Genomic DNA, 11,950 nt, shown 5'->3' with positions numbered 1-11,950 from the left:
GCTCCCATCGGGAGCATCGGCGTCGCCGTTTCGTGGGCGGCGCCGTAAAAGTAGCACTAACTAACCGCGACACCATTGCGCGGGGTCGGTGGGCTGGCCCTGCTGGCGAATCGCGAAGTACAGGCCGGCGCTGTCCTGGCCGCCACTGTCGCCGACAGTGGAGATGGCTTCACCGGCCTTGACGATGTCGCCGGCGCTCTTGAGCAGGCTCTGGTTGTGGCCGTACAGGCTCAGGTAGCCATTGCCATGGTCGAGAATGACCAGAAGTCCGGCGCCGCGCAACCAGTCGGCGAACACCACCCGCCCGCCATGCACGGCGCGCACCTGGGTGCCCGCGCTGGCGCTGATCATCACCCCGTCCCACTTGGCCCGCGCATCACCGCCGCGGGTGTCACCGAAGCGTGCCAGTAATCGACCGTTGACCGGCCATGGAAGTTTTCCGCGGGCGGAAGAAAATGCGCCGCCGTAGCTGGCCGTGTCGCTGGACACCACCGGGCCGAGGGTGGTGCGGGCCTTTTTGGGGGCTTCCTCGGGTTCCTGGTTACGGGCCGTGGCCGCCGCCAGGGCCTGCGCCTTGCGGCGCTGCTCTTCTTCCTGTTTGGCCAGCAGGGCCCGTTGGCGTGCCTCTTCGGCCTCGCGTGCCTGACGGGCGAGGGTTTCCTCGATGGTCTTGAGCACCTTGCTCAGGTCGGCCTGGTCCTGTTCGCGACTCTGCAGTTTCTGGTCGCGTTCCTTCATATCGCTGCTGAGCTTGGCCAGCACCTGCTGGCGCTTGTCGCGCTCGGCGAGTAGCGCCTGGCGCTTGCCGTCGAGGTCGGCGCGCTGGCTGAGCAGCTGTTCTTGCTGGCGGCCGATGTCCTGCTCGACGTTGGCCAACTGACGCAAGGTTTCATTGAAGGTGCGCAGTTGCTCGGTACGCGCCTTGCTCAGGTAATCGTAGTAGCTGAGGGTGCGGGCGAACTTCTCGGGATTCTGCTGGTTGAGGAGCAGCTTGAGGTATTCCTCGCGACCGTTGTTCTGGTAGGCCGAACGGGCCTGGATGGCAATCAGGCGTTGCTGTTCAACGCGGGCGCTCTGGAGTTTTTTTTTCTCGTGGTCAAGGCGCTCCAGCTCGCCCTCGGTCTTTTTTAGTTCTTGCTGCAATGCCTCCACCTGTTTCTCGAGGGTACCGATGTCGGTCTCGGTGGACTTGAGGTCTTTCTGCACGCCGGCTTTCTCCTCCTGGAGCTTGCCCAGCATCTTTTTCAGCTCGGCAATGTCCTGGCGGGTGGCGTCCAGCTGTTGCTGGGTCTGCGCGCGCTCGTCGGCGAAGGCCGGGGTGAGCAGGCATGACAGGGCTAGTAAGAGAAGGGCGCGGAGCATGGGGTTGGGCGTACCAGGGATGGAGACTGGCCTAGTATGCCCGCGCGGGCGTGCAAAAAAAACGCCCAGCGGCGTGTGCGGCGGGGCGTTGGTCTGGAATTCAAATGTTTTGGGGCCGCAAAGCGGCCCTATTGCGTCGATCAGGCATTCAGCAGAATCGAGGTGCCGGTCATCTCCGCCGGTTTTTCCAGGCCCAGCAGCTCGAGCATGGTCGGTGCCACATCGGCCAGTACGCCGCCGTCACGGACTTTCACGTTGCGCTTGCCGACATAGATGAACGGCACTGGCTCGGTGGTGTGGGCGGTGTGCGCCTGACCGGTGCATTCGTCTTCCATCTGCTCGACGTTGCCGTGGTCGGCGGTGATCAGCGCTTCGCCGCCGACCTTGTCCAGCGCCGCGACGATACGGCCAACGCAGCCATCCAGCGCCTCCACGGCCTTGACCGCGGCATCGAACACGCCGGTGTGGCCGACCATGTCGCCGTTGGCGTAGTTGACCACGATCACGTCATAACGCTGCTGCTCGATGGCCTCGACGATACGATCGGTGACCTCCGGGGCGCTCATTTCCGGCTGCAGGTCGTAGGTGGCGACCTTCGGCGACGGGATCAGGATGCGTTCTTCGCCTTCGAACGGCTCTTCGCGTCCGCCCGAGAAGAAGAAGGTGACGTGGGCGTATTTCTCGGTTTCGGCGATGCGCAGCTGGGTCTTGCCGTTCTTCGCCAGGTACTCGCCGAGCACGTTGTTCAGGCTGGCCGGGGCGAAAGCCGCCGGGGCCGGGATCTTCGCCGAATACTGGGTCAGGCCGATGTAGGCCGCCAGCTTGGGCAGGCGCGCGCGCGGAAATTCGTTGAAATCGGGTTCGACGAACACGCGGGACAGCTCGCGGGCGCGGTCGGCGCGGAAGTTCATGAAGATCACGGCGTCGCCGTCTTCGACCTTCACCGCTTCGCCGATGCGGGTGGCCTTGACGAATTCGTCGCTCTCGTCGCGGGCGTAGGCGGCTTCAAGGCCAGCTACGGCGGTCGCTGCGGTGTATTCGGCGGCGCTGTCGACGATCAGGTTGTAGGCGGCGCTGACGCGGTCCCAGCGGTTGTCGCGGTCCATCGCGTAGTAGCGGCCGATCAGGCTGGCGATGCGGCCCTTGCCGAGCTTGGCGAAGGTGGCGTCGAGCAGTTCGATGGACGACTGTGCGCTGCGTGGCGGCGTGTCGCGGCCATCGAGGAAGGCGTGCAGGTAGATCTTTTCGGCGCCACGCTGCGCGGCCAGTTCGGCCATGGCAATCAGGTGGTCCTGGTGGCTGTGTACACCGCCGTCGGAGAGCAGGCCGAGGATATGTACGGCCTTGCCGGCGCTGGCGGCTTTTTCCACGGCACCGACGAGCACCGGGTTTTCGAAGAACTCGCCGTCGCGGATGGCCTTGGTCACCCGGGTGAAGTCCTGGTACACCACGCGCCCGGCGCCGAGGTTCATGTGGCCGACTTCCGAGTTGCCCATCTGCCCGTCGGGCAGCCCCACGTCCATGCCGGAGCCGGAGATCAGGCCGTGCGGCTGGGTGGCGCGCAGGCGGTCGTAGACCGGCGTGTTGGCAGCAAAGATGGCGTTGTATTCGGGGCTTTCGCTGTGACCGAAGCCATCCAGGATGATCAGGACCAGGGGTTTAGGCGTGCTCGTCATCAATCAAACTCACGGTTGTTCAAAGATGATAAAGACACGCATTTTAGGGCAAATCCGCCAGCGACGGCGAATATTCCTCCCATTGCCCGACCAGCGCGGTCAGGCATGCAACATGAAGGCGCGTTTGCCGCAAGCCCAGTGGGCTTTGGCGGTCATGGGGGGCTGTGTATACTGGCCGCCATTTTCAATCGCCTGGAACACCCCTGATGGTTGCTCACCTGATTCAATTCGCGACAGATCACTTCATCCTGGTGGCCATTTTCGTCGTCCTGTTGGTCCTGCTGCTGGTCAATGAAGTCCGCCGTGGCGGCCAGAGCCTGAGCAACGGCCAGCTGACCGCCCTGGTCAACGCCGACAAGGCCGTGGTGATCGACATCCGTACCGCCAAGGAATATTCGGCCGGGCATATCGTCGGCGCGCTGAGCATGCCGCAGGACAAAGTGGCCGGCCGCATGACCGAGCTGGAAAAACACAAAGACAAGACCCTGATCGTCGTCGACGCGATGGGCCAGCAGTCCGGTACCCTGTGCCGCGAACTGCTCAAGGCTGGTTACACCGCCGCCAAGCTCAGCGGTGGCGTTTCCAGCTGGAAAGCCGATAACCTGCCCCTGGTGAAGTGATATGAAGCCCGTCATCGTCTATTCCAGCGACTACTGCCCCTACTGCATGCGCGCCAAGTACCTGCTCGAGAGCAAGGGCGTGGCGTTCGAGGAGATCAAGGTCGACGGCAAACCCCAGGTTCGCGCCGAAATGAGCCAGAAGGCCGGCCGTACCTCGGTGCCGCAGATCTGGATCGGCAGCACGCACGTCGGTGGATGCGATGACCTCTATGCCCTGGAGCGCGCGGGCAAGCTCGACGCGCTGCTGGCGGCCTGATTCGCACTGCATTCAAGAACATTAGGAAAAGGATCTGCCATGACTGACCAACAGAACAACGGCGCTGGTGCTGAAGAAACCGCACCACAATTCTCCCTGCAGCGTATCTACGTGCGCGATCTGTCGTTCGAGGCGCCGAAAAGCCCGCAGATCTTCCGCCAGCAGTGGGAGCCGAGCGTATCGCTGGACCTGAACACCCGCCAGAAAGCCCTGGAAGGCGACTTCCACGAAGTGGTGCTGACCCTGTCGGTGACCGTCAAGAACGGTGACGAAGTGGCGTTCATCGCCGAAGTGCAACAGGCCGGCATCTTCCTGATCGCCAACCTCGATGCCGCTTCGATGAGCCACACCCTCGGCGCGTTCTGCCCGAACATCCTGTTCCCGTACGCCCGCGAGACCCTGGACAGCCTGGTGACCCGTGGTTCGTTCCCGGCGCTGATGCTGTCGCCGGTCAACTTCGACGCCCTGTACGCGCAAGAGATGCAGCGCATGCAGGAAGCCGGTGAAGTGCCGACCGTGCAGTAATTTCTGCCGGTAAAGCAAAAGGCGACCTTCGTGGTCGCCTTTTTCATGTCATGTATTCTGCTCGTGCCCTATCGCCGGCAAGCCGGCTCCCACAGGTATTGTGTGGGCCTGGAAAACAGCACAGATCCTGTGGGAGCCGGCTTGCCGGCGATAGGGCCCGAGCGGCAAGCGCATCAGCTTCCGGCGAACCCCTGCTGGCGCCACGCCTCGTACACCGTCACCGCCACGGTATTGGACAGGTTCAAGCTCCGGCACCCCGGCCGCATCGGCAGGCGCAGGCGTTGTTCGGCAGGCAGGCTGTCCAGCACCTCGGCCGGCAGGCCACGGCTTTCGGGCCCGAACAGGAAGACGTCACCGGGCTGGTACTCGACCTCATGGAACGGGTGCGAGCCTTTGGTGGTGAACGCGAACAGTCGAGGCTGATTCAGGCTTTCCAGACATTCGGCCAGGCTTTGGTGGCGCTGTAGCGTGGCATACTCGTGGTAGTCCAGCCCCGCGCGGCGCAGGCGCTTGTCGTCCAGTTCGAAGCTGATGGGCTCGATCAGGTGCAGGGCGCAGCCGCTGTTGGCGCACAGGCGGATGATGTTGCCGGTATTCGGCGGAATTTCTGGTTGAAAAAGGATGACGTGAAACATGCACGGCTCCAAGCGTGAAGATGACGAGCATTCTACCCCCGAACCCGACCCGCGTTCGAAGGCTTGGCCACGGGTGCTGCTGTCGCTGGCGATCTTCGGCATGCTCGTGGGCCTGATGATCGGCCGGCTGACGGCGCCCGAGGAGCGGTTGCTGGAGCAGGTCGAGGTGGTGCAGGGCGGGCTGGACCTGTGGTTCAACGAAGAGCCGCAACTGCATGGCGAGAATGTCGAGGGTACCGTGGCCGTGGTGTTCCAGGCCGAAGGCAAGGCCGCGCGGGGCCAGTTGATGTTGCAGGGCAAGCCGGTGGGCTGGCGCTTGCAGAAGAGCGAGGAAGGCTTGCTGTTGACGCTGGTCGCTGCGCGCCCCCTGCGTGGCGAATGGACCGGTGCGCAGGAGGCGGGGCGTTGGCGGGTGCAGGTCAGGCTGCACGAATAAAAGAGGGGATATCCCGGCCTGCCTGTACCGAGGTCCCCGAAATGGAAGTTACGTTGTACGTTGCAGGGAGCGTGCCAGATACTAGATAGGCCATAAATGTAGCGTTATGGCCTTTTTTTTTTGTTTCTGAAGGCTAATTTGCCTTGTACTGGTGCGTGCGGCACAGCAACTGTGCAAGTGGGGCCTGATAAATTTGCCAGTTTCGGCCACTGCTCGCCTTGGTTAAGTTTCTGCTCATGAATCATGGTCCCGTGGGAGGGATTGTTCATGAGCCTGTCCTTGGCAATGCTTGATCACCAGCGATCATCTTTCGGTGCGAGCACGTACTTCAGGGCGTATACGCCATACGGTGCCGCTGCAATGGCAGGAGGTCCAGTTCTCGGCTTCTGCGGGCAGCTCCGTGAAAGGCCGATGGGCATCTATCAACTGGGCAGCGGCTACCGTTGCTATTCTCCAACCGCATTGCGCTTCCTGTCCCCTGATCGCTTCAGCCCATTCGGCAGAGGGGGGCTTAACGCATATGGCTATTGTGGCGGTGATCCAGTCAATCGGAGTGATCCTGGGGGGCGGTGGTGGGGGTTGGTGAGGGATGCCGTCTTCTCGGGCCTCGTCTTCCAGGATGGAGCAAGGGATCTGCACAAAAGCCTCCTGACCAGAAGGGACGTGCAGGCGAAAAAGGCACATTCTATCGATCATCGTGTACTGAATGAGGTGGCCCCTAGCCTGACACGGTTCACCGTGGATAGTGGTGAGGTCGCCTTGGGAGGGCTTGCGTTTGTCACTAATGCGCTCCAGTTGGCGGGAGTGGCGGTCAACCCTGTTGTGGGCAGTGTGGCGGCATGGACGGGATTTGCGCTCTGGGTAGCGAAGAAAGTTGCGCAGTATCGTGAGGCAAGGCAGGCGCAAGATCCTTTGCACTATCTGACGCTGAGTAGCGTGAAATCGGAACAGAAAATTCCGGCGTTGTTCGGGCAAGTGAGGGATGCAATCAGCGCCAACACGGCCTCGGATCTGTCCGAGGTAGTGATACAGAAGGCGCACGATGACGTTCTTCTGGCTGCTGATGAATTGAGGAACATGAATTAGGTCTATCTATTCACGTCTCATGTCTGTTGGGCTCTATTGGCAGATGAACCGTCAACTGGCCGGTTTCATGCGTTGCCTACGAGAGGGCCATGGTTGGCCCTCCCTAGCTTGCAGCAGGTCGATGCTCAGTTGTCTTCGCCGTCGTCCTCATCGGAGCCATCCACCTTCATCCCTAGCTCCTTGATCTTGCGTGTCAAGGTATTGCGCCCCCAGCCCAACAACAGCGCCGCATCACGACGCCGCCCGGCGGTGTGCTTGAGCGCGGTCTCGATCATGATCCGCTCGAAACTGGGCACGGCGCTGTCCAGCAGGTTGGTCTGGCCACGGGCCAAGGCCTGGTCGGCCCACTGGCGCAGGGCCTGTTCCCAGTTGGTCACCGGCGCGGCGTCCTGGGGCAGGTTGAGCAGTTCCGGCGGCAGGTCGCCGACCAGCACTTCGCGGCTGGAGGCCATCACGGTGATCCAGCGGCAGGTGTTCTCCAGCTGGCGCACGTTGCCCGGCCATGGCAGGTTGCGGATGAATTCCTCGGTCTCGGGCTTGAGCAGCTTGGGCTCCACCGCCAGCTCCTGGGCGGCGCGGCCGAGGAAGTGGCGGGCCAGCGCCGGGATGTCCTCGCGCCGGTCGGCCAGGCGCGGGATATGGATGCGGATCACGTTGAGGCGGTGGAACAGGTCTTCACGGAACTTGCCGGCCTGCACCAGGGACTCGAGGTTCTGGTGGGTGGCGGCGATGATGCGCACATCCACCTTCACCGGTACATGGCCGCCGACCCGGTAGAACTCGCCGTCGGCCAACACTCGCAGCAGGCGGGTCTGGGTATCGGCGGGCATGTCGCCGATCTCGTCGAGGAACAGCGTGCCGCCATCGGCCTGCTCGAAACGCCCACGACGCAGGTTGGCGGCGCCGGTGAAGGCGCCCTTCTCATGGCCGAACAGTTCGGACTCCATCAGGTCCTTGGGGATCGCCGCCATGTTCAGGGCAATGAAAGGCGATGCCGCACGCGGGCTGTGGCGGTGCAGGGCATGGGCCACCAGCTCTTTACCCGTGCCGGACTCACCATTGATCAGCACGGTGATATTGGAATGGCTGAGGCGGCCGATGGCGCGGAACACCTCCTGCATCGCCGGCGCCTCGCCGATGATCTCGGGGGTGCGGGCCAACGCCTGTGGTACTTCCAGGGCCTGCTGCTCCTGAGCGTGCTGGTTGGCGCGCTTGACCAGCGACACCGCCTCGTCGACATCGAACGGCTTGGGCAGGTACTCGAAGGCACCGCCCTGGTACGACGCCACGGCGCTGTCCAGGTCAGAGTGGGCAGTCATGATGATCACCGGTAGCCCAGGGTGCTGGTCGCGGATCTGGGCGAGCAGGTCGAGACCGCTGGCGCCGGGCATGCGGATATCCGAGATGATCACATCCGGTTGCTGACGGGCCAGGCGGCCCATCACGCCATCGGCGCTGTCGAAGCTCTGGGTGGTCATGCCTTCCTGCTGCAGGGCCTTTTCCAGGACCCAGCGGATGGAACGATCATCATCGACGATCCAGACGGTTTCACTTCGGCTCATGGGGCGGTGGCTCCTTGTTCCAGGGGCAGGTAGATCGAGAAGGTGGTGTGGCCGGCGTGGCTTTCACATTCGATCAGGCCCTGGTGCTGGCTGATGATGTTCTGGGTGATGGCCAGGCCCAGCCCGGTGCCGTCCGGGCGGCCGCTGACCATGGGATAGAAGAGCGTGTCCTGCAGTTCCGCGGGGATGCCGGGGCCGTTGTCGATGATCTCGATCCGCGCCACCAGGCGGTGGCGCACATGGCCGATGGTGAACTGGCGCACGGCGCGGCTGCGCAGGGTGATCCGGCCCAGGCGCAGTTCGTTCTGCCCGGCGATGGCCTGCATGGCGTTGCGCACGATATTGAGTACGGCCTGGATCATCTGCTCGCGGTCGATCAGCACGTCCGGCAGGCTCGGGTCGTAGTCGCGCACCAGGGTGATGCCGCCCTGGCTCTCCGCCTCGACCAGGCTGCACACACGTTCGAGCACTTCGTGGATGTTGGTCAGGGTCAGCGACGGCAGTTTGTTCGAGCCGAGCATGCGGTCGACCAGGTTACGCAGGCGGTCGGCCTCTTCGATGATCACGTTGGTGTAGTCGCGCAGGCCATCCTCGGGCAGCTCGCGGGCCAGCAACTGCGCCGCGCCGCGAATCCCGCCCAGGGGGTTCTTGATCTCGTGGGCGAGGCCGCGAACCAGCATCTTGGTGGTCTCCTGCTTGCTCAGCTGGGCCTCCTCCTTGGTGATGCGCAGCAGGCGGTCACGTGGATGCACCTCCAGCAACAGAAGGGTCTGGCCCTGGTGCAGGATAGGCGTGACGGCGTAGTCGACGGTGATGCTCTGGCCGGTCAGCGAGGTCAGCTGGGCTTCGCGCTTGGTGAACGGATGCGCCTGCTCCACTGCCTGGCGCAGCGAGTTGAGGGCCTCGGTCGATTCGGTGAACAGCTCGCTGATGAACTGGCCATGGCTACGCTGGCCACTGACGGCCAGGAGCATTTCCGCGGCTGGGTTCATGTACTCCAGGCGCAATTCGGCGTTGAGCAGGAGCGTCGCCGTGGTCAGGTTGTCCAGAAGCAGACGGTGCTGTGCATCGCTGATGGTCATAAGGCGTCGTTGACCTCTGTTGGCACTCTTTTGGCGCCCCGGCCAGACCTGGGGCGCGCACGGATGACGTGCTGGATGCGATGAAAATGCAAGAACCAAACCAAGGCTCCGAAAAGAAGCGGAATTTCCGGATAAAGTCCTGTATGCGCGCAAAGTCGGCACACAAAACCCTGGTTAAACGATTCTTGTGACCCAAAGTGGGGTGTATCCCGAGGCGCCTGGTTATGCAATGCACCAATATGGAGCATAGGGGGCTCAGGTGGTTTTGCACAGCTGGCCGCTGGCGCGAACAAGGGCGAGGTGCCGTGCGGCTGCGTGCCTGCGCTGGTGCAGGGCATCGGCCAAAAGCCCAGGGCAGTCGATCGTGGCTGCCCGGTCGAACCGGGCAAGGGCAGCGAGCAGTTGCGTCTGAAGCTGATCCAATGCAGGGCGAACGTCCTGACTTAGATCCCGTCGAGGCAGGTCCGGCGCCTGCCGTGCGCGGTGCCAACTGTCCAGCAGGTGGTACTGAAGCAGTTTGCTGGCCTCGATCTGGTCGGCGAAGAACGCTTCGGCGCGTGCCGGGTCCAGCTGGAAAGCGCTTGCGGCCTGGCGCGCGCTGGCCAGTACCTGATGCTCGCGGTCAACGGCCTGCACCGGCTGCCCTCGGTCCCATTTGTGCAGCGCGACGGCTTCGGCAAGGTCAAGGCGACGTTCGATGGTGTCGAGCAAGGTGTCGAGGTCTGAAGGGGGCGGTGGCGCAGTGTTGCAGCCGGATAGGGCGAGGCAGCAGGTGAGGGCGAGGCGGGTGGTACGCATGGTGATCTCCTGGGTTGATGGAGAACCGAGTGTCGCAGTGCCGCCAGATACGGCTGTAGGGTTAGTCCGATGATGCCGATGCAAAAATGGAAACGGCCTCCCGAAGGAGGCCGTCCTGATTTCATCGACGCAAAGCGCCGATCCGATCAGCAGCTGTAGTACAGCTCGTATTCCAGCGGATGCACGAAGGTGCGGACCTTGATCTCTTCTTCGCTCTTAAGCTCGATGAAGGCATCGATGAAGTCGTCGGAGAACACGCCGCCCTTGGTCAGGAACGCACGGCCTTTGTCCAGCTCTTCCAGGGCTTCCTTCAGGCTGCCACAGACTTGCGGGATTTCCTTGGCCTCTTCAGGCGGCAGGTCGTACAGGTTCTTGTCGGCGGCATCGCCTGGGTGGATCTTGTTCTGGATGCCGTCCAGGCCTGCCATCAGCAGGGCCGCGAAGGCCAAGTACGGGTTGGCCGATGGGTCCGGGAAGCGTGCTTCGATACGGCGGGCTTTCGGGCTGCCGACGTAAGGAATACGGATCGAGGCGGAACGGTTGCGCGCCGAGTAGGCCAGCATCACCGGAGCTTCGAAGCCTGGGACCAGACGCTTGTAGGAGTTGGTCGACGGGTTGGTGAAGCCGTTCAGGGCCTTGCCGTGCTTGATGATGCCGCCGATGAAGTACAGGGCAGTATCGGACAGGCCGGCGTAGCCTTCGCCGGAGAAGGTGTTCTTGCCGTCTTTCCAGATCGACATATGCACGTGCATGCCCGAACCGTTGTCGCCGTACAGCGGCTTGGGCATGAAGGTGGCGGTACGGCCGTAGGCGTCGGCAACGTTATGCACGACGTACTTCAGGGCCTGTACTTCGTCAGCCTTCTTGACCAGGGTGTTGAACTTGACGCCGATTTCGTTCTGGCCGGCAGTCGCCACTTCGTGGTGGTGAACTTCGACGGTCTGGCCCATTTCTTCCAGGGCGTTGCACATGGCGGTGCGGATTTCGTGGTCGTGGTCGAACGGCGGAACCGGGAAGTAGCCGCCTTTGACGCCCGGACGGTGGCCTTTGTTGCCGCCTTCCACGTCAGCGCCGGTCATCCACGAGCCTTGCTCGGAGAAGATCTTGAACATCGAACCGGAGATGTCCGACTGGAACTTCACTTCGTCGAAGATGAAGAACTCAGGCTCTGGGCCTGCGAACACGGTGTCACCGATGCCGGTGCTCTTCAGGTACTCTTCGGCGCGCTTGGCGATGGCGCGTGGGTCGCGATCGTAGCCTTGCATGCTCGACGGGTCGACGATGTCGCAGGTGATGATCAGGGTCGGCTCTTCGGTGAACGGGTCGAGCACAGCGGTGTCGTCGACCGGCATCAGGATCATGTCCGAGGCTTCGATGCCTTTCCAGCCAGCGATGGAGGAACCGTCGAACATCTTGCCGACTTCGAAGAAGTCTTCGTCCAGGCCATCGCGCGCCGGCATGGTCACGTGATGCTGAATGCCTTTGGTGTCCGTGAAACGCAGATCAATCCACTTGACGTCATGATCTTTGATGAGTTGAACCGACTTCGACATGTTGTCCTCCGGATGGTCTAGGGCGCAGTTGGCCGCTGCCCTGGAAAAAGGGTGTCGCTGGGCGCGGATAGTCGGCCAAGCTTACCTGCCTCACAAGGGAGCAAATTGCATGCCAGTGCCCGAAAATGGCCAAGCTGGAATAAAAAAGGGCGTTGGCGGGTATTTGGCCTGAGGTCGAGCAATAACAATGCACTCTTTAGAGGCGGATCTCCGCGCGTGCGCACCAATATGGTGCGCTAAATTGCTGCCGCAGTTCCCTTAAAGTGCCTCATCGCCGACAAGCCGGCCCCCTCACTAGATTGCATACCCCTGTGGGAGCCGGCTTGCCGGCGATGAGGACGGTGCAGGCGATATAAATC

At 62.5% G+C, this 11,950-nt stretch carries 12 protein-coding genes; 5 read left to right on the top strand and 7 right to left on the bottom strand.

Annotation, left to right across the window (positions count from 1 at the left end):
- Nucleotides 1–60: 60 nt before the first annotated feature.
- Entirely contained in the window at nt 61–1,362 is a 1,302-nt protein-coding gene (locus KSS90_RS23655) for a murein hydrolase activator EnvC family protein (RefSeq protein WP_217867488.1), read from the bottom strand.
- A gap of 140 nt (nt 1,363–1,502) precedes the next feature.
- Nucleotides 1,503–3,038: a 2,3-bisphosphoglycerate-independent phosphoglycerate mutase gene (gpmI, locus tag KSS90_RS23650; RefSeq protein WP_217867487.1), complete on the bottom strand. Its 1,536-nt coding sequence runs from the start codon at nt 3,036–3,038 to the stop codon at nt 1,503–1,505.
- A gap of 206 nt (nt 3,039–3,244) precedes the next feature.
- Between gpmI and KSS90_RS23645 the strand changes: the two genes are divergently transcribed.
- Genes KSS90_RS23645 through secB form a run of 3 tightly spaced genes read left to right on the top strand, consistent with a single transcriptional unit; the run spans nt 3,245 to nt 4,439 of the window.
- Nucleotides 3,245–3,658, top strand: coding sequence for a rhodanese-like domain-containing protein (locus KSS90_RS23645; RefSeq protein ID WP_023628822.1), 414 nt, complete (start codon nt 3,245–3,247; stop codon nt 3,656–3,658).
- A gap of 1 nt (nt 3,659) precedes the next feature.
- Nucleotides 3,660–3,914 (top strand): glutaredoxin 3, encoded by a 255-nt coding sequence (grxC, locus tag KSS90_RS23640; RefSeq protein WP_003249204.1) that lies wholly within the window; start codon nt 3,660–3,662, stop codon nt 3,912–3,914.
- Nucleotides 3,915–3,953: 39 nt separating this feature from the next.
- On the top strand, nt 3,954–4,439 hold the full coding sequence (secB, locus tag KSS90_RS23635; RefSeq protein ID WP_023628821.1) for a protein-export chaperone SecB: 486 nt from the start codon (nt 3,954–3,956) through the stop codon (nt 4,437–4,439).
- 173 nt (nt 4,440–4,612) lie between these two features.
- Here secB and trmL read toward each other — a convergent pair whose 3' ends face one another.
- Entirely contained in the window at nt 4,613–5,074 is a 462-nt protein-coding gene (gene trmL / locus KSS90_RS23630; RefSeq protein WP_217867486.1) for a tRNA (uridine(34)/cytosine(34)/5-carboxymethylaminomethyluridine(34)-2'-O)-methyltransferase TrmL, read from the bottom strand.
- On the opposite strand from trmL, the gene KSS90_RS23625 reads away from it, so the two are divergent.
- Both KSS90_RS23625 and KSS90_RS26035 read left to right on the top strand, forming a co-directional pair.
- The gene (locus tag KSS90_RS23625; RefSeq protein WP_217867485.1) at nt 5,073–5,510 is read left to right on the top strand and encodes a hypothetical protein; all 438 of its coding nucleotides are present in this window, start codon (nt 5,073–5,075) and stop codon (nt 5,508–5,510) included. The genes trmL and KSS90_RS23625 overlap by 2 nt on opposite strands.
- Nucleotides 5,511–5,777: 267 nt before the next feature.
- Entirely contained in the window at nt 5,778–6,596 is an 819-nt protein-coding gene (locus KSS90_RS26035; protein ID WP_225933106.1) for an RHS repeat-associated core domain-containing protein, read from the top strand.
- 125 nt (nt 6,597–6,721) lie between these two features.
- Here KSS90_RS26035 and ntrC read toward each other — a convergent pair whose 3' ends face one another.
- The 4 genes from ntrC to glnA all read right to left on the bottom strand — a co-directional run bounded on the left by ntrC (nt 6,722) and on the right by glnA (nt 11,591).
- Entirely contained in the window at nt 6,722–8,158 is a 1,437-nt protein-coding gene (ntrC, locus tag KSS90_RS23615; protein ID WP_217867483.1) for a nitrogen regulation protein NR(I), read from the bottom strand.
- On the bottom strand, nt 8,155–9,240 hold the full coding sequence (glnL, locus tag KSS90_RS23610) for a nitrogen regulation protein NR(II) (RefSeq protein WP_217867482.1): 1,086 nt from the start codon (nt 9,238–9,240) through the stop codon (nt 8,155–8,157). The genes ntrC and glnL overlap by 4 nt, the downstream gene beginning before the upstream one ends.
- Before the next feature lie 255 nt (nt 9,241–9,495).
- Nucleotides 9,496–10,038, bottom strand: coding sequence for a gamma subclass chorismate mutase AroQ (gene aroQ / locus KSS90_RS23605; RefSeq protein ID WP_217867481.1), 543 nt, complete (start codon nt 10,036–10,038; stop codon nt 9,496–9,498).
- Nucleotides 10,039–10,184: 146 nt separating this feature from the next.
- Complete coding sequence (gene glnA, locus KSS90_RS23600) at nt 10,185–11,591, bottom strand: type I glutamate--ammonia ligase (protein WP_217867480.1); 1,407 nt, start codon at nt 11,589–11,591, stop codon at nt 10,185–10,187.
- Nucleotides 11,592–11,950 lie beyond the last annotated feature (359 nt).

Origin of the sequence: Pseudomonas maumuensis (assembly GCF_019139675.1) — a bacterium.
GTDB classification, from domain to species: domain Bacteria; phylum Pseudomonadota; class Gammaproteobacteria; order Pseudomonadales; family Pseudomonadaceae; genus Aquipseudomonas; species Aquipseudomonas maumuensis.
Note: the sequence above shows the minus strand (reverse complement) of the source record. Positions and strands in the feature narration are given on the sequence as shown.